This window comes from Flavobacterium sp. GNP008, from assembly GCF_056428965.1.
This window is the reverse complement of record NZ_JBWJVL010000004.1, coordinates 150,045-173,724: the sequence shown is the minus strand read 5'-3', so window position 1 is coordinate 173,724 and position 23,680 is coordinate 150,045. Positions and strand designations below refer to the sequence as shown.

The window sequence follows — 23,680 nt, the reverse complement described above, 5'->3', positions numbered from 1 at the left end:
AGTTTTTCAGAGTTCAGTATTAAATAATTAAAATTACACAATGGCAGAAGATAAAACCGAGTTAAAACGTTCTTTAGGATTAATAGATGCCACGAGTTTAGTTGCGGGTTCCATGATTGGATCTGGGATTTTTATTGTAACATCAGCTATGGCCAGAGATATTGGTTCGGCGGCTTGGTTATTGGTTATTTGGTTGGTAACAGGAGTGATCACAGTTGCAGCTGCATTGAGTTATGGGGAATTGGCAGGTATGATGCCCAATGCGGGCGGACAATTTGTATATATACAACGCGCTTATGGACGATTGGTTTCTTTTCTGTATGGTTGGACTGTTTTTACAGTAATTCAAACTGGGGTTATTGCTGCCATTGCAGTTACGTTCGCTAATTATGCCGCTATCTTCTTTCCTGTTTTGGATCGTACCCTTTTTACTATGGGTACTGGTTTTGTTTTTTCGTACCAAAAAGTGTTGGCTATTTTTAGTATAATACTGCTAACGTACATTAATACGAAAGGTGTAGAAAGCGGAAAAACAGTTCAGTTGCTCTTTACTTCGGCTAAATTAATTGCACTTTTTGCGCTGATAATTTTAGGATTATACGTTGGTTTTCAAACGGATGTTTTGGCTAATAATTTTGAAAATATGTGGGACGCGAGTAAAACAGTTGTAAATCCTGACGGAACGATTACAGTGACAAAATTAGTAGGAATGGCTATTTTGGGCGCTGCTGGAGCAACGATAATAAACTCTTTGTTTTCTAGTGACGCTTGGAATAATGTTACTTTTATAGCAGGTGAAATTAAAGAGCCTAAAAAGAATATTCCCCGAAGCTTGTTTCTTGGAACTTTAATTGTTACCGTCATCTATGTTTTAGCGAATGTTGCTTATTTGGCTTTGTTACCCATGCAAGGAACCCCAAACACTGCTGATATTGCCGGTAACGGAATCATGTTTGCCAGTAATGATAGAGTAGGAGCGGCCGCAGCCAGCATGATTATGGGAAATGTAGGCGTTTTTGTGATGGCTGGACTAATTATGGTTTCTACTTTTGGGTGCAACAGCGGTTTGATTCTTTCGGGCGGGAGATTGTTTTTTGCAATGGCAAAGGACGGACTGTTCTTTAAACAAGCAACCGAGCTGAATAAAAATCAAGTACCAGCCAAAGCCTTATGGGTGCAGTGTATTTGGGCTTGTGTACTTTGTATTTCAGGAAAATTTGGAGATTTACTGACGTATGCTACTTTTGCGTCATTATTGTTTTATATTCTGACCATTTTTGGAGTTTTTATCCTTAGAAAAAAAGAACCCAATGCTGAGAGGCCCTATAAAGCTTTTGGATATCCTGTAGTTCCTGCTATATATATTATGGTGACCTCTGCCATTTGTCTCACTTTGCTAATTTATGACACGTTCAATACTGGGTTGGGATTGTGTATAGTAGCAATGGGAATTCCGGTATATTATTTTGTAATGAATAAGAAAGGATAAAGCAAGTTGAATTAATCCGCTAGTTTTTTAAGGCTGTTGATGTCTTTTAAAACGATTTTTTTGCCCATCAATTCAATCAATCCTAATTTATTGAAATCCGATAATAAACGAATGCAACTTTCAGTAGCAGTACCAATCATGCTGGCTAATTCATCTCTGGAGAGTTGTATTTTTAAAGAGTTGTCTTTGTTTTTTCCAAAAGTATCGTGCAAATAAAGAAGCGTTTCGGCGAGTCTTTCTTTGACCGTTTTTTGGGCTAAAGTAACCATGTGATCATCGGCTTCTTTTAAATCACCACAAATAGTTTTCATTACATTCATTGAAAACTGGTTGTTCTTGTCAAAATATCCCATGACTTCTGACTTGGGAATAAAACAAACTTGCATGTCTTCCAGCGCTATTGCACTTAAGTTTACAGGTTCATCACTAATCATAGAACGTTGGCCTAATAATTCTCCTTTTGTAACTAGTTTTACTATTTGGTCTTTACCATTAGCACTGAGTTTTGTCAATTTGCAAATGCCATCTTTGATGCAATAGATACCATTGACATTCTCTCCTTCTTCAAATATAACATCCCCTTTCTTAATGATATGCGATGTTTTGCAGCTCGAAAGTTTTAGTAACTCCTCTTTAGTAAGGGCTTTTAAAGAGCTAAATTCTCTGACGATACATTGTTCGCATTTGCTCATATTGTTAGTCATTTATTAATAGTGCAAAACTAACCCTTTAATATGATAAATGTCATGTTTTAATTAACAATCGTTTAGGTACTTTGTTGAAGGTAAAATGAGTAAAGTTATGGACACACAAAACTGTTTCCATTGTGGTTTAGATAGTATAAAAGAAGAAGCAATTTTATTTGATGCTAAAATTTTTTGTTGCAACGGGTGTAAAACCGTATACGAAATTTTTAGTCTTAATGATTTGACTTGTTATTATGATTTTGAAAAATCACCTGGAGCAACCCCACAAGATAGTAATGGAAAATATGATTTTTTAGATAATGAAAGTATCGTTTCAAAACTTTTGGAATTTCAAGAAAATGCAACCGCTATTGTTTCACTTAACATTCCACATATTCATTGTAGCTCGTGTATTTGGATTCTGGAAAATTTACAGCGTCTTCAAAAAGGAATAAACACTTCTCAGGTAAATTTTCCAGAAAAAAGAGTTCGAATCACTTTTAATCCAGAAGTGGTTTCTCTCAAAGAAATTGTTTATTTGTTGAGTTCCATTGGTTATGATCCCTACATCAGTTTAGAAAACTATGAAGCAGGTACTACTAAGATAGATAGAAGTTTAACCTATAAATTGGGCGTTGCCTTCTTTTGTTTTGGAAATATCATGTTGCTTTCGTTTCCGGAATACTTTGAAGTAAAGGAATATTGGTTAGACCATTACCGTGGCTTTTTCCGTTGGTTGATTTTTGCTTTAGTCTTACCCAGTTTCTTTTACTCGGCCAGCGGTTATTATCTTTCAGCTTATAAAAGTATCAAAACTAAAATGCTGAATATCGATATTCCTATTGCGTTAGGAATTGTGGTGATGTTTGTACGCAGTACGTTTGATATTGTTATGGAGTATGGATCTGGTTTTTTTGACAGCTTATCTGGGTTGATTTTCTTTATGCTTTTGGGTAAAATGTTCCAAATCAAAACGTATGGTTTTTTGAGCTTTGAAAGGGATTATAAATCGTATTTCCCAATAGCGATTACCAAAATAAATACGGATTTATCCGAAGAGAGTGTGGCTATTTACGAAGTTGAAAAAGGAGACAGACTTCTCATTAGAAACCAAGAGCTCATTCCCGTGGATGGGATTTTAATTTCTGAAAAAGCAGCAATCGATTACAGTTTTGTCACCGGAGAAGCGATTCCAATAGCGAAACAATCCGGAGATAAAGTATTTGCCGGCGGCAAACAAATAGGTAAAGTAATCGAAATAGAAGTCTTGCATTCGGTTTCTCAAAGCTATTTGACACAATTATGGAGTAATGATGTGTTCCAGAAAAATGTGGAGCAAAAACACAAAACCATTACAGACAGAATTTCTCGTTATTTCACTCCAATACTTTTATTAATTGCTTTTGCGGGATTTGGATATTGGATTTCTAAAGACGTTAACATTGCTTTCAATGTGTTTACCGCTGTTCTTATTGTTGCCTGTCCATGCGCTTTGGCATTGACGGCGCCTTTCACTTTTGGAAATGTATTACGAATTGTAGGCAAGCAGAAATTCTATCTCAAAAACGCATTGGTTATTGAGCAATTGGCCAAAGTAGATACAATTGTTTTTGACAAAACAGGAACGATTACCACCAATAAAAAATCGAATATAACTTACGAGGGTAATGAGATTACGAATGAAAATTTGCAATTAATTAAAAACACACTTCGTGGATCAAACCACCCATTAAGTAGAATGTTGTATGATTTTTTACCTGAAATGAAAAGAGTAAAGACGAGTTGTTTTGAAGAGATTACAGGGAAAGGTATTGAAGCAAAGATTGAAGAAAATATAATTAAGATTGGCTCACAAGAATTTTGTGTACCTCCATTTTGTATTTTGTCTCCCTCTCCTTTGGCGAGGGTTGGGGAGAGGACTTCGGTTCACATACAGATAAATGATGTTTATTATGGAAAATATATTTTCAATAATCAATACAGGGAAGGACTTGAGACGCTTTTCAAGAACTTAAGCAGGACCTATAAAATCAAGGTTTTATCGGGTGACAATGAAGGCGAACGTACCATTCTTGAGCAACTTTTGCCGAAAGGCACAGAATTAATTTTCAATCAAAAACCGGAACAGAAATTAGAATTTATTAGAAACTTGCAAGACAAAGGTAAAAACGTGATGATGGTAGGCGATGGGTTAAATGATGCCGGAGCTTTGGCACAAAGCAATGTTGGGATTTCCATTTCTGAAAATGTGAATGTTTTTTCACCGGCTTGTGATGCTATTTTAGATGCCAATGAGTTTCAAAAATTGAACTATTTTTTGAAATTATCCAAAAATGCCATAACGACTATCAAAATAAGTTTTGGATTGTCCTTATTGTACAATGTGGTGGGATTATCATTTGCTATTACTGGAAATTTATTGCCTTTGGTTGCGGCAATTATTATGCCTTTGAGTACAGTAACCATAGTAAGCTTTGTAACCTTAATGAGTAACTATTATGCAAATAAGAAATAGAATCGTTCCCGTTTTCCAATTGTGCTTTTACCAAAAATTAGGAGCTACCGATAAGTATGATAAATGTCATGTTTTACCCGGAAACGTCAAAGTAACTTTGTTAACACAAATTAAGGTATGAGTGTCATTTATCTATTAATCACCATCAGTATACTAGTAGCCATTGGTTTCTTTATTGCTTTTATAAGAGCAGTAAAAACAGGTCAATATGATGATGATTATACACCATCAGTAAGAATGCTTTTTGACGATGAACTCGTTCAGTCAAAAGTAGAAAAACCAAAAGGCAAGAGTCAGGAGACTTCTGATATTCAACACAAACTTTAAATTTTTCAATCATTTAATTTTATAATTTATGAAAATGCAGCAGTTTTATTATGATAACACAATTGTAAAAAAATTCATTTATGCAACCATTGTTTTTGGAGTTGTAGGAATGATAGTGGGGCTCACCTTGGCCTTTATGTTTCTTTTTCCAAATATAACGGATGGTATTTCGTGGTTGAGTTACGGTCGATTGAGACCTTTGCACACGAATGCAGTTATTTTTGCCTTTGTGGGAAATGCCATGTTTGCGGGTATTTATTACTCGTTACAGCGATTGTTAAAAGCCAGAATGTATAGTGATTTTTTGAGTAATCTTAATTTCTGGGGCTGGCAATTAATCATTGTGGCTGCAGCTATATCCTTGCCATTGGGGTATAGTTCTTCAAAAGAATATGCTGAATTAGAATGGCCAATAGATATTGCAATTGCTTTAATTTGGGTTGTTTTTGGGATCAATATGATTGGAACCATTTTAAAACGTAGAGAGCGCCATTTGTATGTTGCCATTTGGTTTTACTTGGCAACATTCGTTACCGTGGCAGTTTTACATATTTTTAATAGTTTATCATTACCAGTTTCTGGAATGAAAAGTTATTCGGTATATGCAGGAGTTCAAGATGCCTTAGTGCAATGGTGGTATGGTCACAATGCGGTTGCTTTTTTCTTAACCACGCCTTTCTTAGGACTGATGTATTATTTTATTCCCAAAGCGGCAAATCGTCCGGTATATTCTTATAGACTGTCCATTGTGCACTTTTGGTCGTTGATTTTTATTTACATCTGGGCTGGACCGCACCATTTATTATATTCTGCATTGCCTAACTGGGCACAAAATTTAGGGGTTGCTTTTTCTATTATGTTAATTGCACCATCTTGGGGTGGAATGATAAACGGATTATTAACCTTGAGAGGAGTTTGGGACAAAGTAAGAGTCGATCCAGTTTTAAAATTCTTCGTGGTAGCAATCACTGGTTACGGAATGGCAACTTTTGAAGGTCCAATGCTATCGCTTAAAAATGTAAATGCTATTGCACATTATACGGACTGGATTATTGCTCACGTGCACGTAGGCGCATTGGCTTGGAATGGATTTATGGCTTTCGGTATGATTTATTGGTTGGTACCCAGAATGACCAAAAGTAATTTGTACTCACTTAAGTTAGCTAATTTTCACTTTTGGATTGGTACTTTAGGAATCATTTTATATACAATTCCCATGTATGTTGCTGGTTTTTTACAAGCATCGATGTGGAAACAATTTAACCCAGACGGAACTTTAACCTACGGTAACTTCCTGGAAACAGTAACTCAAATTATGCCAATGTATTGGATGAGAGCCATTGGTGGAACCCTTTATTTAATTGGAATGTTTACTTTGGTGTATAATATTATTCAAACGGTAAGAGCTGGTTCTAAAATTGAAGATGAATTAGCGGAAGCTCCTGAATTATTGAAAATTAGTGCGGGAAGAGTTAAAGGGGAGAAATTTCACCCTTGGTTAGAAAGAAAACCCATTCAATTAACCATTTTAGCAACTGTCGCGATTTTAATCGGGGGTGTTATCCAAATTGTACCTACGATTTTGGTGAAATCTAATATTCCAACTATTGCAAGTGTCAAACCGTATTCTCCACTGGAATTAGAAGGACGTGATTTATACATTCGGGAAGGTTGTGTAGGGTGTCACTCGCAGTCTGTTCGTCCTTTCCGTAGTGAAGTGGAACGGTATGGACCGCAATCTAAAGCTGGAGAATTTGTTTACGATCATCCATTTCTTTGGGGATCCAAACGTACTGGTCCGGATTTATTAAGAGTGGGAGCAAAATATAATGATAATTGGCATTTTAACCACTTTTGGAATCCGCAAAGTATATCTGCAGGCTCCATTATGCCAGGTTACAAATGGCTGTTTGACAATAAACCGATGGATATTTCTTTGACTCAAAAGAAAATGCAGGTTATGGTGACGCTTGGTGTCCCTTACACAGCAACTGAGATAAAAAGTGGTTTAGATGATTTAAGAAAACAAGCTGTTGCAATTGAAGAAAGCTTAAAAAATGATCCTGACTTTGTGAAAAGTTATAATGAAAGCAAGAAAAAAGCCGAAGCTAGAGGAGAGGAATTTGTTCCAATGAACGAAAGAGAAATTGTAGCTATGATTGCTTACATGCAAAGACTTGGAACCGATATTAAAGTAAAAGATGTCGCTAAAAAATAAAAGTTATGTTCGAACAAATAAAGCACAATATGGAAACGATAGAAGGTGTGGCACTATATCCCATCGTATCATTATTAATTTTTTTCGTCTTTTTCGTGGGCCTCGGGCTTTGGGTGTTCTCTTATAAGAAAGAAACGATAAGCGAATTGAGCCAAATTCCATTGAGAGACAATTAAACAATGTAATTTTTTAAAATTTAAAAATGAAAAAATTAATTCCAGTATACGTTAGAGTCCCCGTTATTTTCTTTGCTGTATTGATGGCAATGGAATATTTTATCGACTCAGGAGATCGTCCTGCTTTTATAAAATTTCCAATGGTTTCTGTATTCTTATTCGTGTTTCTTTTTCTTTTGATAGTAATTGAAATGACGATGGGCGCTGTTGATACTATTATGTATCATTTATTGACCGAAGAACAAAAAAACAAATTAAATGAGGCAAACGATTTGAGTTTCAAGGATAGCGAATGGTACCAAAAGCTGATGGAAAAATTGACTAAAACCGAGCCATTAGATAATGAAGGTCAGTTATTATTAGATCATGATTATGACGGCATCAAAGAATTAGATAACAATTTGCCACCGTGGTGGGTGTATTTATTCTATGCTTGTATCATTTTTGGGGTTGTGTATATGGTACGATATGAAGTTTTAGGAGCTGATAATCAAGAGGTGGAGCTTAGAAAAGAAGTGGCTCAAGCCAAAATTGATATTGCTGAATATATGAAAACGGCTCCAGACATGATGGATGAAAAAACGGTAACCTTGTTGATAGATCCTACTGATTTAGCAGCGGGAAAAGAAATTTTTACTATTAACTGTGCAGCTTGTCACAGAGCGGACGGTGGAGGACAAATTGGGCCAAATTTAACAGACGAACAATGGATTTTAGGTGGCGGAATAAAAAATGTATTTCATACTTTGGTAAATGGAGGGCGTGACGGAAAAGGAATGATTTCTTGGAAAGGAACATTAAAACCAAAAGAAATGCAAAAAGTGGCCAGCTACATTCTATCCTTGAAGGGAACTAATCCACCTGATGCAAAAGCTCCGGAAGGGGAAGTTTGGGTGGAAGAAAAGGGTACTGTTGCTGTTAAATAACAATTAGAAACACACGTTTTTATTTAGCTTAAGAACTTTAATAATTATTTTGAACTTGTTTTTTAAATAAAAAAAATGTCAAAATTATCAGACGAAACTTTTAGAGATACCATCGGCACGATTGATGAGGAAGGAAACAGAAAATTTATTTTTCCCAAAAAGCCTTCCGGAAAATTTTATGATTACAGGAAATGGGTTAGTTATTTTTTACTGATTGTACTTGTTGCGAATCCTTTTATAAAGATAAATGGCAATCAGTTCATGATGTTCAATATATTGGAGCGGCGATTTAATATTTTCGGATTTCCATTTTGGCCGCAGGATATTTATCTGTTCGTTCTTTTTATGGTTATTGGTGTCGTTTTCGTCATCCTTTTTACGGTGATTTATGGACGAATATTTTGTGGATGGATTTGTCCACAGACTATCTTTTTAGAAATGGTTTTCCGCAGAATAGAATATTGGATTGAAGGCGATCGTGGTGCTCAGATTCGTTTGGAAAAACAAGAATGGAATGCAGAGAAAATAAGAAAAAAAGCCTTCAAATGGACTCTGTTTTTAATCATTTCTTTTTTTATTGCCAATGTTTTTCTGGCATATCTTATCAGTAGTGATAAGTTGTTTTTAATGATTAAAGAAGGACCTGAAAATCATTTGAGTACTTTGGTTTCCTTATTGATTTTCACAGGAGTTTTCTATTTTATTTTTGCATGGTTTAGAGAGCAGGTTTGTATTATTGCCTGTCCTTACGGAAGATTGCAAGGCGTTTTATTAGATGATAAATCGATTAATGTAGCGTACGATTTTGTTCGTGGCGAAAAAGAATTAGGAAGAGCTAAATTTAATAAGCAAGAGGATAGAGAAGCTACCGGAAAAGGCGATTGTATCGATTGTAAGCAATGCGTAAATGTTTGTCCAACTGGAATTGACATCCGTAACGGAACGCAAATGGAATGTATCAATTGTACCGCTTGTATCGATGAATGTGACACCATTATGGACGGTGTAGGATTGCCTAAAGGATTGATTCGGTACGCCTCTGATGATGAAATCGAGAAAAAAGTAACGTTCAAGTTTACACCCAGAATGAAAGGATATTCAGCCGTATTATTCATTCTGACAGGAATTTTGATTGGATTATTATTCTTACGTTCGGATGTTGAAGCCAGTGTTTTTAGGCTACCAGGTCAGTTATTTGAACACAAAGGCGAAAATATCAGTAATATTTATACTTTTAAAATTATTAATAAAACCAATACCGATTTTAATGATATTCATTTCAAATTGGTGGGTGTAAAAGGAACTTTAAAAGTAGTTGGGAAGCAAGATTTAAAAGTTTCAAAACAAGGTATGAATGGCGGAACGCTATTTGTTGAAATTAACCAAAAGTTATTGGACAGTGATAAAACAAAACTGAAAATTGAGGTTTATAATGGGGATAAAAAAATTGAAACGGCTACCACTAACTTTTTGAGTCCGCGTAGTTTTGATTAGTAATATTCAATTCAAGGTTCAAAACATTTAAATAAAATATCATGAAAATTAGCTGGGGAACAGGAATCGTAATCGCTTTTGGTTTGTTTATAACCTTCATTTTGTATTTTGTTTTTACGGTACAATCCGATTCAAAATATGACAATGAGCTAGTTGTTGAAGAATATTACAAACATGATGCTCATTTTGGAGATGAAATGGTTCGAATCCAAAATGCAGCAAATTTGGTGCATAAACCAACAATAAATAGTGTATCAAATGGACTTGAAATAGTATTTCCAAAAACATTCGTTCCAATAAATATTAAAGGTAAAGTGTCCCTTTACAGACCGTCTAACAAAAAATTAGATTTTGAAATTCCCATTTCACTATCTGATGCTACTACTTTACTCATACCTAAAAAAAGTTTGGCAGGCGGTCGATGGGACATTAATATGGAATGGCAATACGAAGGGAAATCGTATTTGTCTAAGGAAACAATTTATATCAATTAATCTTAAAGTCAAAAGTCAGAAAGTCCAGCAATCGGCTTAAAGACTTTCGACATTATAATATTATACTAAAAAAATGCTGTACACTGCCTTTATTTTCGGTTTAATAAGTAGTTTTCACTGCATTGGAATGTGTGGTCCTATTGCTATGATGTTGCCCGTAGACAGAATGAATCAGACCAAAAAAGCAGCTCAAATCATTACCTACCATTTAGGAAGATTAACGGCTTATGCTACAATAGGTTTTGTTTTTGGATTGCTTGGAAAAGGTTTTTTTATGGCCGGTTTACAACAGAATTTATCCATATTCATCGGTGTAGCCATGATAGTTGTGGTGGTAATTCCAGATAAACTTTTTGCTAAATACAATTTCTCAAAACCAGTTTTTAAATTAATTTCAAAAATCAAAACGGCGTTAGGAAGTCAGTTTAGAAACAAGAGTTACAAATCTCTGTTCACGATTGGTTTGCTGAATGGTTTTTTACCGTGCGGAATGGTTTATGTTGCCTTGTTTGGTGCCATTGCTATGCAAAGTGAAAGTCTGGGAGTTTTGTATATGATTTTATTCGGATTAGGAACCGTTCCTTTGATGAGTAGCGTCGCATATATCAATTCATTCTTAACGGTACCTTCACGAAACCGAATCCAGAAAGCGATTCCTTATGTAGCGGTATGCATTGGTTGCTTATTTATTTTAAGGGGATTGGGATTAGGGATTCCTTATATTTCCCCGTCAAATATGAGTTTGTATATTCAATCCGACCCTAATTGTCACTAATTTTATAAAAGTTTTGTATAAAAAAAGCACGCCATTCAGCGTGCTTTTTTTATTTTGTAAGATTGTGAAGCATTAGATTGTCATCGAAAATAATTCGGTTTCTGGAGCTTTTCTTTTTAAACGTAAATCGAAGGCCATACAAATATTACGAACATACGGTTTCCCTTTTTCTGTAACGGTAATGCTATTGTCTGTAATGATTACTAAACCATCATTTTCCATTTCTTTCAATTGAAGTAAAATAGTGGGAATTTCATTGAAATACATTTCCTTGTTTGTCCAGGAAGTTTCAAATTGGCACATTAAATTCAGAATGTGTTTTCTGATGATGAGGTCTTCATTAGTCAATAAATGTCCTCTGAAAATGGGTAATTTATTCCATTCTAGTATTTGATAATAATCTTCTAAATCTTTTACGTTCTGTGCAAAACTGAACCAATTGTCACTGATGGAAGAAACTCCCAATCCAACCATTACTTGTGTCTTTGAAGAGCTGTAGCCCATAAAATTACGGTGCAATGTGCCGTTTTGAAAAGCCTCATGTAAACGGTCTGTTTTCAACGCAAAATGATCCATTCCTATTTCATAATAACCATTTTTATGTAATAATTTTTTACCAATTTCATACAATAGCCTCTTCTTGTCGTCTTTTGGAATGTCATTATCATGAAAACCCCGTTGTCCATTTCCTTTAATCCATGGAACGTGCGCGTAACTATAAAAGGCCAATCGATCGGGCTGTAATGATTTTGTTTTCTCAATTGTATCGATAACATCTTCTAGGTCCTGAAATGGCAAACCAAAAATAATATCATGACCTATAGATGTGTACCCAATTTCTCTGGCCCAGAATGTAACTTTAGCCACATTATGAAAAGGCTGCAAACGGTGAATTGCTTTTTGTACTTTCTCTGAATAGTCCTGAACACCAAAGCTCACTCTTCTAAAACCTAAATCGTACAGCTTTTGCAAATGTTCGTACGATGTATTATTGGGGTGACCTTCAAAACTAAACTCATGATTTTTGGCTTTATTGGCATGAGAAAAAATACCATTTATTAAATCTTCTAAATTTTTTGTAGAGAAAAATGTGGGCGTTCCACCACCCAAATGAATTTCTTTGATGGTTGGTTTTTCTCCAAGAATTTTACAATATAAAGTCCATTCTTTCAAAACGGCCTTAATATACGGATTTTCAACCGCATGATTTTTTGTAATACGCTTATTACAGCCACAAAAAGTGCATAAGCTTTCACAAAAAGGCAAATGAATGTATAAACTGATTCCCTCAATGTTATTACTTGCTTTAAATGATTTTTTTAGCGTTTCAGCCCAAATTTCATCTGAAAAATCAGTTTCATCCCAATAGGGAACCGTTGGATAACTGGTATATCTGGGGCCTGGAACATTGTATTTTTGAATTAAATAATTTTTCATAGCGGAGTCATTTAACATTAAGCAAAAGTAAAACGACTGCTCAAATATTAAAATGATAATTATCATACAGAAAAAATATTTCACAAAAAAAGAGGCGTCAAAAGCCTCTTTTACAGAACAAATCAGTTTCTTAAGTGGTGATGCAATCCTGAATCATTTTTGTCCATTTTTTGGCTAGTTGATGATCCTCATATAAGCAAACTTGACCTATTTGATCATTCTCAATTTTATAAAACGGTATGAATGCTGCAGTTTTGCTTACTTTGTATTGAAATTCAAAATCAATTTTTATAATAATATCACTATTATTTTCTGTAGTTAGAACTAGTTTGCAGGATTGTATCCTTTTTAAGTCTACAAACGAAACAACTTCTTGCTTTGCGTTTAAATCTATCAAAAGAAATCCTTTATTTATTTCATCTAATGCCAATACTTTTTTATTAAGTGTTTCGGTTAATTTAAAATTAAAAGAATCGTTTTGACTGAATTTAGCTTTTATGGCTTTAATCTTTGTTTTATTAATCGAGCTATTCCTAATAGAATAGAAAAGAGGAATAGCAATTATTAATATTAGTATAATGCCAATTATTGTTACGGATGTATCCATTTTTTTGTTTTTAAGTTATTGATAAAGCATGGTAAGTTGAACTGAAAACCAAATGGAATCAATTCAATGGGAAGAAAAGTCTATCTTCTAAATAAGAAACCAGGGTTTATATCACCAAAAAGAATGAAAAGGAAAGAGTAGGAGCGAAACCATTTCGCATCTATTGATGTCTTGTTTTGCGAAACGAATTAAAAAGGTAGTGATTTTAAATTCAGGAGTTGGAATCAAAAAATTTTCCAGATATTTTGTAATGGTGTAATCTGGAGTTTTATGACAGGCAGTGCCTGTGTTACTAACTTGAGGTTGAATAAAATCGGAAGAATGGAAGCTGTCAACAGAAACTGAAGAACTGGAGTTTTCTAATGGTATTATTGTAGGCATTGATTCTTCCTTTGCTGCAAAGGGAAATAATAAAACTAGTATCAGTCCAATAAAAACTCCTATTTTTTGAATCCAATTCATTTTACAAATTTAAAATTTAGAAGTGGTTTTAGATTTTTTGTTCTAATAAATGTAAGTTAAAATTTATGTGAGCGAATTCATTTTATAAAAAAAGCCTCAAACTAATATTGTTTGAGGCTTATGATTTTTGATTTTGAAATAATTTTGAAATTTAGTCTATTTTCAAATTTCTTAATTGTTTTAGTTTATCTTTCCAAACATCAAGACTTTCCTTATGAATGGCTATGTTTTTACGAACCTCTAATACTATAGAATTTTCTTTTTTAGCATTTCTTGTATTGGTAAAAAACTGAATGTTATTTTCCAGTTGAAAAATTTCATTCTGTACTTCATCAATTTTACGCATCAAGAAAATTTTCTCATTATCAAGCTTGCGAGTGTCATTGCTTTCAGACAAGTGATCCATCCTATTAGCAAAACGCATCATATCAGTATCTTTTTTGCTTAAACTCAATTTTTCAAAAAGGGCATCCAGAATTTTATTGAATTTCCCTTCAATATGCCTTCTTGGGAACGGTACTTTTCCAAAGTTTTTCCAGGTTTCAATATGTAACTTGATAGCGTCCAAATCTGTTTTGTGATCTCCGGTCAATTGAAATTCTCTCAATGTTTCCAAGTAGGCTTTTTTATTATCAAAAGCATCAACTTCCTCCCCATTTTCCTCATTTTTTTGCTCTTTTAATTTGTCAAAATAATGATTGCAGGCATCTTTAAACTCTTTCCAAATTTTATCTGAATATTTTCTTGGCACATGCCCTATCTGTTTCCACTCATCCTGAATTTGTTTCATGATTGGAGTAGTGGCAGCAAAATCAAGACTTTCTTGTAATTCTTTGGCTTTGGCAACAAGAGCCGTTTTTTTATTCAAGTTGTCATTTTGATCTTTCTTAATATCTTTATAAAATGAATTTTTGAAAGAATTAAAATTTCTTACCGCAGTTTTAAAACTAGCCCAAGTTTCTTCATTTACATCCGAAGGTACTTTTCCAGCCGAGAAGAAAGCGGTACGCAACGCTTCCACTTTTTCTATTTGGGTGAGCCATTGAGTATGAGCATTCACTTTTTCAGTAGCCAAAACTTCAATTTTAGCAATAATTTCTTTTTTCTTTTCTAAATTTTCTACTTCAGTTCCCCTTTGATTTTCAAACAGGACTTCACGTTTATCATGCAGTTTTTTTGTCAAATCACTGAATTTGTTCCAGATTGCATCACGGTGTTCTCTCGAAACTGGACCAATGTCTTCTTTCCAGATTCTATGTAAATCTTGTAATTCTCTAAACGCTTTGTTGATATCCGCTTCATTCACTAATTCTTCAACTCGTGCTACAATTTTTTGCTTTTGCTCTAAGTTGTGTTTAAAATCTAAATCCCTGGCTTCTCTGTCCAAGTGCAAATAATCATAGAAATTTTCAACATGAAAATGAAAGTTATTCCAAACATGATTGTATTTATCTTTTGGAATTGGTCCAGCCGTTTTCCATCGTTCTCTTAAATCATTGAAATGTTTTAAAGTGTCTTTGATGTTAGCCTGAGGATCTATTAATTCCTTTAGTTCTTCAACAATTGCTAAGCGGTTTTCTAAATTGGTTTTCAGATTCGTTTGCAGACTTTTGAAATGGGTATTTTTGGTGTCTCTAAATTGAGAGTAGTATTTATCAAATTGGGACTTCAGTGGAGAATAATATTGAAATTCTTCATTTGAATCTTTATTTTCGGCTAGGAATTCTTCTTTTTTCTCCTCGAGAAGATGATTGTATTTTGCTAAAAAGGCTTTTTTAATTTCTTCAATATGCTCCTTAAAGGACATTGCTTTTTCATTAGAAACTAAACTTTTAAGCTCGTCTAGAAGTGCTTCAAGAGATAAGGTATCATAATCCTGCATAGGAATTTCATGACGTTCTTTTAATGATTCATCTTCACTTTCCTCAGCGTTAGTTTCTGCTATAGCATCTGTTGCTGATTGATTATCGGTTTCAATATAGGAAACTGTTTTTGCAGCTTCCTCCTCAGATGGAATAACCACATTATCTTCTGCTGGTAAATCGCTGGGTTCAGCAATTGAAGCAGTTGCTAAAACTATAGGTTCTGATGGACTAGATTCAACAGAATTTTGTTCTGAATTTCCATCTGCATTAAGCAGGTTATCGTTCTTTTCTTCTAACATTTTTTCAATGTGTAAGGTTTCTAATTGTAATGAAGACGAAAGATAGTAAAGCAGTATGAAATTTCAAAACAAATCCTTTATTTATAGTCGTTTTAGGTTATGAAATATTTTTTTTTGAAGCAATTTACAACTGTGTAATGTATTGTTTTTGGCTCTGGAAAAAGAGATGAAAAAAGAAATAGCCTACATTACAGCTAAGATTTTGACTGTGAAATTGAAATTTGTTTAGTCGAGTTCGATTTTTCATTCAAACAAAAAACCACTTTCAAAGTGGTTTTTTACATATTCAAAAACGTCTAATAAGTCAGCTTTGTATTTAGATTATTTATTCCAAATTTTCCACGCTTTCTCTGCTTGAAAAATAAGCATATCCAGTCCGTTTTTTATTTGAGCTCCCTGTGCTGAGGCTCTTTTAAGAAATTGTGTTTCAGCAGGATTATAAATCAAATCATAAGCAATATGTTTATCCGTGAAAAACTCATACGGAATCAATGGTAACGCATCTAAATTAGGACTCGTTCCCACTGGAGTACAATTGATTATGATTTGGTAATTATCGAATGTCGTTGCGTTAATTCGCTCATAATTGATAGCATTTTCGTTAGCTTCTCTAGAGACAAATGTGTACGGGATATTCAGTTCTTCCAAAGCATACGCTACTCCTTTGGAAGCGCCTCCAGTACCTAAGATTAAGGCTTTTTTATGGTGCGGTTCTAATAAAGGCACTAGTGATTTTTTAAAGCCATAATAGTCCGTATTGTAGCCTTTTAACTGTCCTTTCTTTGTGATTTTAATGGTGTTTACAGCACCTATTATTTTTGCCTTTTTAGATAATTTATCCAGAAATGGCAATACGGTTTCCTTGTAAGGTATCGTAACACTCAGTCCTTTTAAATCCGAAGTATTTTTAATTATTTCAGAAAAAGCATTTATTTCTTGAATGTCAAAATTCTCATAGGTACAACCAGTAAAATTTTCGTTATTAAATTTATCTGTAAAATACCCTTTGGAAAAGGAATAACTAATATTACGACCCAGTAATCCGAAGCGTTTTCTAACAATTTCTGCCATTATTGTTTTTTATGTTTTGCAATATAATTTTGCACCATTTTTTTTGCCCAAACCACTGGAAATAAGTCCTCTAAAAGGATATAATTATCAAAATTCAATCGTAAAGCATTGCTGAGATGAAATTTTGCTTTTGTAGTATCAGTTAGCATAAAATATAATCCTGCCAAACGGTATTCAACTTCATTTTCTTCCGGAAAATATTCAGAAGCTTGTAATAAAGTTTGAATAGCACTTTCGAATTCTCCTAAAAACTGTAAAATATCTACCCAAAATAACCAAGTGTCAAGTTCCGTATCGCCAAATTCTACTGCTTTTCGGTATCCAAATTCAGCTTCTTCAAAGAAGCTCATCTGTTTATTTATAGTAGCAAAGCGTTTCCAATACAAACGATTTTGGTTGTCAATAGCTAATGCTTTGTTGACATAAAATAATGCTTTTTGATAATTTTTTTGACGTACATAAAAGTCAGTTATGGCAATCCAACCTTTGTCTAAAAGAGGATCTTCATGAACTGTTTGATTGAAATATTTTAACGCTAGAGCTTTGTTGCCTAATCTTTCATAGCATTTTCCCATTCGAAGCAAAGCATACGAAGTAGCATCATCTAATTCGATGGTTCTGCTGTAGCTTTCAATAGCTTCATCGTATTTTTTTAAACGCTCGTACGCTTTGGCTTTTTCCATGAAAGCACCCAGGAATTCATCATCTATTAAAGTAGCATAATCAAAAGCTCGAATGGCATTTTCATATTCTTTTACACCGTAATGCAAACGGCCTAGTTGGTGCCAAGCTATTTCGCTGTACGGATTTTGATCAATGTATTTATTCAAATAGGCAATCGCATCTTGGTTTTGATCTAGAAATTCAAAACAATACACAACGTTATATAGGGCTGATTGATCTTCTAAATCTTCTTCTAAGCACTTGATAAAGCTTTCTTTTGCCATTTCAAGATTGTCCATAAAAAGATACTCCATACCTATCAAATTATAGACATCGGCATAATCATCGGTGTATTGTAATGCTATTTTTAACATTTCCACAGCCTTTTCGTGCTGGTCTCTTTTAGAACAAATATTGGCTTTTTGAATGTAAATTTCTTCATTTGTTGGCTCGATGGCGTACAACTCATTCAATAGCTTTTCAGCTAATTCGAGTTTGTCATCATAAACAAGCATTTCCACTTGTACTAGTTTAAGACCAGTAGATTTTGGATGTTGTTCTAATGCCAGCTTGAGTGCTTTTTTTGCTAAAGCAGCTTTCCCCATATCGAGATAATGAAGAATGATTTCTTCAAATTCTTCGGAGTCAAAAAAGAGTACTTTGTTGGTTTTCAACATGGACTCAAATTTGGACAGGGATAAGTTATAGTCTTCTTCTTCGTTGCTTAATTGCATACTGTGTGTTTTTAATTTAGCCTAAATAAATTTAGGTAATCGTACTTGTAATGGGAGGAAAAGTTATAATTGTTGTGAACAATTTAATTAACAAAAAAGTTTTGATGTAATATTGATGCGATAGCTGTTAATTACTTCACTATCCTTTTAATTTAATTGGGATTTAGTGAACATCGTTTGAAGTGGAAATCCTTCTCCTTTAACTTGGTTTACAACCCATATTAGGAAATAGTTTGCCGTTATTTTAAGTGTTTTGAATACTAATGTGTTAGGTAACTCGTCATATTAATTTGTAATCAAAAATTGTTAATCATTATTTCATTCAGTACTTCAAGTATGATGTTGCACCCTTCCCGAATTTCTTCTTCAGAAATAGTTAGCGGAGGTGTTATTCTAATGGCACATCCTTCAAACAACAACCAGAATAAAATGAGTCCTTTGTCTTGACATTTGAGGATCACTTTGTTTGTTATATCAGCACTTTTAGTCATTGCTGCCAGCATCAATCCTTTTCCTCTTATCTCTAATATCAAAGGATGTACCAAAAGTGATCTGAATAGGTTTTCTTTCTCTACTGCTTCGGCCATGAGATTGGTTTCAGTAATTTCCTGCAATGTTGCCAAACAAGCTGACGAAATGACAGGATGGCCTCCAAAAGTAGTGATGTGACCCAGCTTAGGATTATCGCTCAATAGATCCATCATGGCTGATGAAGCTGTAAATGCACCCACCGGCATACCGCCACCCATTCCTTTTCCCATCACTACAATATCAGGAACGACATCGTAATTTTGGAATCCGAAAAGTTTTCCTGTTCTCCCAAAACCTGGCTGGATTTCGTCTAGAATCATTATAGCTCCCACTTCAGTGCAACGTTGACGTACTTTTTTAAGGAAATTATTGTGTGGTTGTATAAATCCTGCACCTCCCTGAATGGTTTCCAGGATAATTCCTGCCGTTTTCGTTGTTATTTTTTGCAAATCATCTTCGTTATTGAACGTGATAAAATCGACATCAGGAATCAAGGGACGAAAGATTTGTTTGCGTTCTTCAAATCCCATTACGCTCATGGATCCCATAGTATTTCCGTGATAGGCATTGTGACACGAGATCAATTGGCTTCTTCCGGTAGTTCTTCTGGCGAGTTTTAAGGCACCCTCAATGGCTTCCGTCCCTGAATTGACTAAATAAGTTTTGTCTAAAGGAGCGGGCAAAAGCGAGGCCAATAACTTGCAGTATTCCACGGAAGGACTTTGTGAATATTCACCATAAACCATCACATGAGAGTATTTATCTAACTGATCTTTGATGGCCTTATTGACTCTTGGGTGTTGGTGTCCTAAAGTACAAGCAGACACTCCGGCTACAAAATCCAAATATTTTTTATTATTGGAATCGTAAATATAAGAACCTACAGCATGCGATACTTCCATGCCCAAAGGGTACGGAGAAGTCTGTGCTTGGTATTTTAGGAAATCGTTATTCACGGTTATTTGTTTAATTGTTTAATTTGTAAAGTGCTATCTGAAACCTTTTGTCTTAGCAACTGTTATAGATTGCGGACTATTACTTTTTACCTTTCTTTTTATCGTAATTGAGCGTTTCCTTTCGAATTTTCATGGGAACATCCTCTTTGGCTTCTGCCGCTTGAGTTGCTTTGGCTATTTTATTATTGTCTTCATTTTCTTCTGGAGGAAAAATATCTTCCTTGGATTTTATGCGTTCATCGCCTCGCCAAACTAATCCTCTTAGTTTACGAGCATTTTCTGGCAAGTCCTTTTCCGGATAAATATCACCATCCACTTGCTGAAAAAAGGTAATAGTTTCGATCTCATTTTTTTCTAAAATAAGATTTATTTTACTGCTTACATTTTTATTGATGCCAATGAGTTCTTGTGCTTCGTTCCGCATGTAATAGATGACTTCTGCATTTTTTATAATATCTACCTCATGTAGTTTTCCTTCTTCAAATTTTCCGTATAAATTTTGTCCCTTGACCTGATTAAAACCCGTTCCTATTGTGTCTTTGGATACTATAAATGTATTATTGAGCACTTTGAGGGAATCTAGTTTTTGTGTCGTATTGTTCCCTATTAGATGCATTACATCACCTGTTATTTGATTTTCAGCATTCCAAAGTATCGGATTTCCAATCATTTTGGTTAAAGCTGTTTTGGAACTCGAATGAATCGAGTCACATTTACCGCTCATGTCTGTTTTAAAAAATCGGACATTATTGAATGCTCTGATGATTCTGTTACCCTCTTTTCCAGTAACCATTAATTTTTTTCCGTGGATGTAAACCGAATCATTTTCGACAAAATTCACCGCAACGGCCCTTTTAGTAACATACATAGAATCCAGTTTTTTGTATACTTCAGCATAATGTCCTTTTACGATTCCGCGATTGATGGAATCGGTGATTTTTACATTTCTTGTTGCCGATGCAAATTCCCTGTTTCGGTCATAATACAAACTGTCCCCTTTAATCAACCGATCATCATATCGGATGTACGATTTATTTAGGAAATGGGCTAGATTTTTTTTGGTGTCATAAAACCCTTTTTCAGTATAAATATAATTCGCTTTACTGGTTATAGTGGAAGGTCCGAAAAGATACGAATGTCCTGAATTACTAAAATAATCCAAATGATTGGATTTAATTACATACGTTGGATTTGTGATAGTAACGGCAGTCAGGAATTGGAATTTTTTTTGTTTTACATAATATCTCCCTGAATTACTTTGTAGGGTATTGTCTTTATTAGTTATCGTCCCTGAAGTATCATAAAATACTTCTTGACTGTTGCGATCAAAATTTATTATTTCAGTAACTAAAGTGGCATCTGGAGAACTCATAACGGCATCTCCAGAAGCGTATGCTTTTTTAACATTCCCATTATATTCGGCATATTTACTATTCAAAAATAAAGTATCACCCTGTACCATTTGCACATTTCCAAAAGCCTTGATGTAGTTTTCTTTTTGGAAATAATACGCCTTATTACAGGTCATGACCACTCCGTCATGATTCACACGTACGTTTCCAATAAGCAATAATGCATCCGGTATTTCTATTTGATTTACGTCTGCAAAATCAGAATTTTCTACAATAATTTTTTTTGGAGCTTGCGCCAAAACTAAATTAGTAATTAGCGATAGGAAACAACAACAACAAAGGAAAAATAGCGATTTCTTCAATGGATTTATTTTTTGTCAAATTTATGAAAAAGGATACAATCCTAATCCATATTAGGATTTATTTATAATTACTATAAAAGCCAAGGAAAGCTATTTGTTTTGTCTTTTTTAAGTTATTAACAAATAGATTGACTCTTTCGTTGTAGTTGTGATTTAGAAACTGTATTTTTTTTAATTTTAAACGATATCGGCTTCATTTATCTAAATTATATTAAATTTAAAAATTGATAGTTAAATTGAATTATTAGTTTAAAAAAAAGGATTGAAAATCAGCAAAAATAATTTTATATGATAAAAAAAATAACTATTGTTGCAGGGATAAGTGTGGTGTTTTTAGCAACAGCTTGTAAAACGAAAGATTTAAAAATGAATGCAGTTAAGAACAAAGAATTGTCTAATAAAAAAGAAGTAGTGTATCAGGTTTTCACTAGACTATTCGGGAATAAAAATACTACAAATAAGCCTTGGGGAACCCTTGAAGAAAACGGAGTAGGGAAGTTTAACGATTTTACGGGTAGGGCATTACAGGAAATAAAAGATTTAGGAGTTACGTATGTTTGGTATACTGGTGTTCCCCATCATGCTTTGATTCGGGATTATTCAGCTATTGGGATTTCTAATGATGACCCCGAAGTAGTAAAAGGACGAGCAGGTTCTCCTTATGCCGTAAAAGATTATTATAACGTAAATCCAGATTTAGCCGTAATTCCTGCGAATAGATTGCAGGAATTTGAAGCTTTAATAGCCCGCACGCACAAAGCGGGATTAAAGGTGTTAATTGATATTGTTCCCAATCACATTGCCCGTAAGTATGAAGGAAAGAATAATCCGGCGGGTGTTAAAGATTTTGGAGCTGATGATGATGTGAGCGTTGAATATAAAAGAGATAATAATTTCTATTATATTCCCAATACGCACTTTGAAATTCCTGATACTGATAAACCGTTAAATGGGGAAAAGAATCCTTTAATTGATGGTAAGTTTGAGGAAGTTCCAGCAAAATGGACAGGTAACGGTTCTCGTATGGCAAAACCGGATCGTAATGACTGGTACGAAACCATCAAAGTGAATTACGGAATTCGTCCGGATGGTTCCAAAGATTTTCCAGAACTTCCTGCAGGTTTTGATACCAAATCGCATCAGGAACATTTTGATTTTTGGAAAGGAAAAAATGTACCGAATTCTTGGGATAAATTTAAAGATATCGCATTGTATTGGACAGAAAAAGGGGTCGATGGTTTTCGATTTGACATGGCCGAAATGGTGCCGTATGAATTTTGGAGTTACATGAATTCAGCCATTAAAGTAAATAATCCGGACGCTTTTTTATTAGCCGAAGTCTATAATCCTAAAGAATATAGAAATTATATTTATTTAGGTAAAATGGATTATTTGTATGATAAAGTGGAAACCTATGATAAATTAAAAGATATCATTCAAGGAAGAGCATTGCCGGATGGATTATCAGACATACAAAACGGAATGGCAGATATTGAACATCACATGTTGCATTTTCTGGACAATCATGATGAGCAACGTTTGGCAAGTGCTGAATTTGCAGGAAGCCCGCAAAAAGGAAAACCTTTGATGGTCGTTTCGACTACAATAAGCACTTCGCCTACAATGGTTTATTTTGGGCAGGAAGTAGGAGAGGCAGGAAATGAAAACGCAGGATTTGGAACCTATTCAAGAACGTCAATCTTTGATTATATCGGAGTACCCAATCATCAGCGTTGGATGAACGGTGGTAAATTTGATGGAGGTCAATTGACTAAAGATGAAACAGAGTTGCGTGATTTTTATAAAAAATTACTGAATTTCTCTTTGAATAGTTCCGCTTTAATGGGAAAATACCAAGAAATTCAAACGGTGAACCGCCAAACAACTCAAGGTTACGATTCTGGTATTTATGCATTCTCACGTTGGTCTGATACTCAAAAACTAATCGTTGTCACTAATTTTTCTTGGTTGACCACCAGTAGTTTCGATTTAAAGATCCCGGCTGATATTATTCAAAAATGGAATTTGAAAGATGGGAATTACACATTAAGAGATCAATTATACCATAAAAGCACAGTTCAATTACAGGTTGTTAATGGTGAAGGAAAAGCACAAATTAGAATCGCACCCTCGGAATCGTTTATTTATCAATTGTAAGAAAGAGTTTTTTGTAGTTATAAAAAAACAAAAAAAATGCTGATATAAATTTATATCAGCATTTTTTTATGATAAAAAACGAAA

Annotated in this window: 19 protein-coding genes; 10 read left to right on the top strand and 9 right to left on the bottom strand. The window is 34.3% G+C overall.

The window, feature by feature from the left end; translation table 11 throughout:
* Positions 1–40: 40 nt before the first annotated feature.
* Complete coding sequence (locus AC0608_RS12685) at positions 41–1,489, top strand: APC family permease (protein ID WP_478289310.1); 1,449 nt, start codon at positions 41–43, stop codon at positions 1,487–1,489.
* Between the two features lie 11 nt (positions 1,490–1,500).
* On the opposite strand, the gene AC0608_RS12680 is transcribed toward AC0608_RS12685, so the two are convergent.
* Positions 1,501–2,181, bottom strand: a complete 681-nt coding sequence (locus tag AC0608_RS12680; protein ID WP_478289309.1) for a Crp/Fnr family transcriptional regulator — start codon at positions 2,179–2,181, stop codon at positions 1,501–1,503.
* Positions 2,182–2,290: 109 nt separating this feature from the next.
* Here AC0608_RS12680 and AC0608_RS12675 point away from each other — a divergent pair, with 109 nt between their 5' ends.
* The 8 genes from AC0608_RS12675 to AC0608_RS12640 all read left to right on the top strand — a co-directional run bounded on the left by AC0608_RS12675 (position 2,291) and on the right by AC0608_RS12640 (position 11,100).
* Positions 2,291–4,690 carry a heavy metal translocating P-type ATPase gene (locus AC0608_RS12675; protein ID WP_478289308.1) on the top strand — a complete coding sequence of 800 codons (2,400 nt, stop codon included), beginning with the start codon at positions 2,291–2,293 and terminating at the stop codon, positions 4,688–4,690.
* A gap of 117 nt (positions 4,691–4,807) precedes the next feature.
* A complete protein-coding gene (gene ccoS, locus AC0608_RS12670; RefSeq protein ID WP_478289307.1) occupies positions 4,808–5,017 on the top strand; it encodes a cbb3-type cytochrome oxidase assembly protein CcoS in 210 nt (69 codons plus the stop codon).
* 28 nt (positions 5,018–5,045) lie between these two features.
* Positions 5,046–7,235, top strand: a complete 2,190-nt coding sequence (gene ccoN, locus AC0608_RS12665; protein WP_417959566.1) for a cytochrome-c oxidase, cbb3-type subunit I — start codon at positions 5,046–5,048, stop codon at positions 7,233–7,235.
* A 5-nt stretch (positions 7,236–7,240) separates the two neighbouring features.
* Positions 7,241–7,411 (top strand): cbb3-type cytochrome oxidase subunit 3, encoded by a 171-nt coding sequence (locus AC0608_RS12660; protein ID WP_478289306.1) that lies wholly within the window; start codon positions 7,241–7,243, stop codon positions 7,409–7,411.
* A gap of 26 nt (positions 7,412–7,437) precedes the next feature.
* Positions 7,438–8,337, top strand: coding sequence for a cbb3-type cytochrome c oxidase N-terminal domain-containing protein (locus AC0608_RS12655; protein WP_478289305.1), 900 nt, complete (start codon positions 7,438–7,440; stop codon positions 8,335–8,337).
* Between the two features lie 75 nt (positions 8,338–8,412).
* Positions 8,413–9,831 (top strand): cytochrome c oxidase accessory protein CcoG, encoded by a 1,419-nt coding sequence (ccoG, locus tag AC0608_RS12650; protein ID WP_478289304.1) that lies wholly within the window; start codon positions 8,413–8,415, stop codon positions 9,829–9,831.
* Positions 9,832–9,872: 41 nt separating this feature from the next.
* Positions 9,873–10,325 carry a FixH family protein gene (locus AC0608_RS12645; protein WP_478289303.1) on the top strand — a complete coding sequence of 151 codons (453 nt, stop codon included), beginning with the start codon at positions 9,873–9,875 and terminating at the stop codon, positions 10,323–10,325.
* A 73-nt stretch (positions 10,326–10,398) separates the two neighbouring features.
* Positions 10,399–11,100, top strand: coding sequence for a sulfite exporter TauE/SafE family protein (locus AC0608_RS12640; protein WP_478289302.1), 702 nt, complete (start codon positions 10,399–10,401; stop codon positions 11,098–11,100).
* Positions 11,101–11,172: 72 nt separating this feature from the next.
* Here the strand turns inward: AC0608_RS12640 and hemN are convergent, their stop codons facing one another.
* The 8 genes from hemN to AC0608_RS12600 form a co-directional block, all read right to left on the bottom strand.
* Positions 11,173–12,537 (bottom strand): oxygen-independent coproporphyrinogen III oxidase, encoded by a 1,365-nt coding sequence (gene hemN, locus AC0608_RS12635; RefSeq protein ID WP_478289301.1) that lies wholly within the window; start codon positions 12,535–12,537, stop codon positions 11,173–11,175.
* A gap of 130 nt (positions 12,538–12,667) precedes the next feature.
* Complete coding sequence (locus AC0608_RS12630) at positions 12,668–13,144, bottom strand: hypothetical protein (protein WP_478289300.1); 477 nt, start codon at positions 13,142–13,144, stop codon at positions 12,668–12,670.
* Positions 13,145–13,255: 111 nt separating this feature from the next.
* The gene (locus AC0608_RS12625; protein WP_478289299.1) at positions 13,256–13,606 is read right to left on the bottom strand and encodes a hypothetical protein; all 351 of its coding nucleotides are present in this window, start codon (positions 13,604–13,606) and stop codon (positions 13,256–13,258) included.
* Between the two features lie 151 nt (positions 13,607–13,757).
* Positions 13,758–15,770 carry a DUF349 domain-containing protein gene (locus AC0608_RS12620; protein ID WP_478289298.1) on the bottom strand — a complete coding sequence of 671 codons (2,013 nt, stop codon included), beginning with the start codon at positions 15,768–15,770 and terminating at the stop codon, positions 13,758–13,760.
* Between the two features lie 321 nt (positions 15,771–16,091).
* Positions 16,092–16,841 carry a shikimate dehydrogenase family protein gene (locus tag AC0608_RS12615; RefSeq protein ID WP_478289297.1) on the bottom strand — a complete coding sequence of 250 codons (750 nt, stop codon included), beginning with the start codon at positions 16,839–16,841 and terminating at the stop codon, positions 16,092–16,094.
* Positions 16,841–18,238 carry a tetratricopeptide repeat protein gene (locus AC0608_RS12610; protein ID WP_417959581.1) on the bottom strand — a complete coding sequence of 466 codons (1,398 nt, stop codon included), beginning with the start codon at positions 18,236–18,238 and terminating at the stop codon, positions 16,841–16,843. Before AC0608_RS12610 ends, AC0608_RS12615 begins: the two co-directional genes overlap by 1 nt.
* A 296-nt stretch (positions 18,239–18,534) precedes the next feature.
* The gene (locus AC0608_RS12605) at positions 18,535–19,725 is read right to left on the bottom strand and encodes an aspartate aminotransferase family protein (RefSeq protein ID WP_478289296.1); all 1,191 of its coding nucleotides are present in this window, start codon (positions 19,723–19,725) and stop codon (positions 18,535–18,537) included.
* 79 nt (positions 19,726–19,804) lie between these two features.
* A complete protein-coding gene (locus AC0608_RS12600) occupies positions 19,805–21,439 on the bottom strand; it encodes an OstA-like protein (protein WP_478289295.1) in 1,635 nt (544 codons plus the stop codon).
* Between the two features lie 288 nt (positions 21,440–21,727).
* On the opposite strand from AC0608_RS12600, the gene AC0608_RS12595 reads away from it, so the two are divergent.
* Positions 21,728–23,596 carry an alpha-amylase family protein gene (locus AC0608_RS12595; RefSeq protein ID WP_478289294.1) on the top strand — a complete coding sequence of 623 codons (1,869 nt, stop codon included), beginning with the start codon at positions 21,728–21,730 and terminating at the stop codon, positions 23,594–23,596.
* Positions 23,597–23,680 lie beyond the last annotated feature (84 nt).

Coding starts and splice junctions, on each gene's coding strand:
- AC0608_RS12685 (WP_478289310.1), top strand. CDS start 41: ATGGCAGAAGATAAAACCGAGTTAAAACGTTCTTTAGGATTAATAGAT.
- AC0608_RS12680 (WP_478289309.1), bottom strand. CDS start 2,181: ATGAGCAAATGCGAACAATGTATCGTCAGAGAATTTAGCTCTTTAAAA.
- AC0608_RS12675 (WP_478289308.1), top strand. CDS start 2,291: ATGGACACACAAAACTGTTTCCATTGTGGTTTAGATAGTATAAAAGAA.
- ccoS (WP_478289307.1), top strand. CDS start 4,808: ATGAGTGTCATTTATCTATTAATCACCATCAGTATACTAGTAGCCATT.
- ccoN (WP_417959566.1), top strand. CDS start 5,046: ATGAAAATGCAGCAGTTTTATTATGATAACACAATTGTAAAAAAATTC.
- AC0608_RS12660 (WP_478289306.1), top strand. CDS start 7,241: ATGTTCGAACAAATAAAGCACAATATGGAAACGATAGAAGGTGTGGCA.
- AC0608_RS12655 (WP_478289305.1), top strand. CDS start 7,438: ATGAAAAAATTAATTCCAGTATACGTTAGAGTCCCCGTTATTTTCTTT.
- ccoG (WP_478289304.1), top strand. CDS start 8,413: ATGTCAAAATTATCAGACGAAACTTTTAGAGATACCATCGGCACGATT.
- AC0608_RS12645 (WP_478289303.1), top strand. CDS start 9,873: ATGAAAATTAGCTGGGGAACAGGAATCGTAATCGCTTTTGGTTTGTTT.
- AC0608_RS12640 (WP_478289302.1), top strand. CDS start 10,399: ATGCTGTACACTGCCTTTATTTTCGGTTTAATAAGTAGTTTTCACTGC.
- hemN (WP_478289301.1), bottom strand. CDS start 12,537: ATGAAAAATTATTTAATTCAAAAATACAATGTTCCAGGCCCCAGATAT.
- AC0608_RS12630 (WP_478289300.1), bottom strand. CDS start 13,144: ATGGATACATCCGTAACAATAATTGGCATTATACTAATATTAATAATT.
- AC0608_RS12625 (WP_478289299.1), bottom strand. CDS start 13,606: ATGAATTGGATTCAAAAAATAGGAGTTTTTATTGGACTGATACTAGTT.
- AC0608_RS12620 (WP_478289298.1), bottom strand. CDS start 15,770: ATGTTAGAAGAAAAGAACGATAACCTGCTTAATGCAGATGGAAATTCA.
- AC0608_RS12615 (WP_478289297.1), bottom strand. CDS start 16,841: ATGGCAGAAATTGTTAGAAAACGCTTCGGATTACTGGGTCGTAATATT.
- AC0608_RS12610 (WP_417959581.1), bottom strand. CDS start 18,238: ATGCAATTAAGCAACGAAGAAGAAGACTATAACTTATCCCTGTCCAAA.
- AC0608_RS12595 (WP_478289294.1), top strand. CDS start 21,728: ATGATAAAAAAAATAACTATTGTTGCAGGGATAAGTGTGGTGTTTTTA.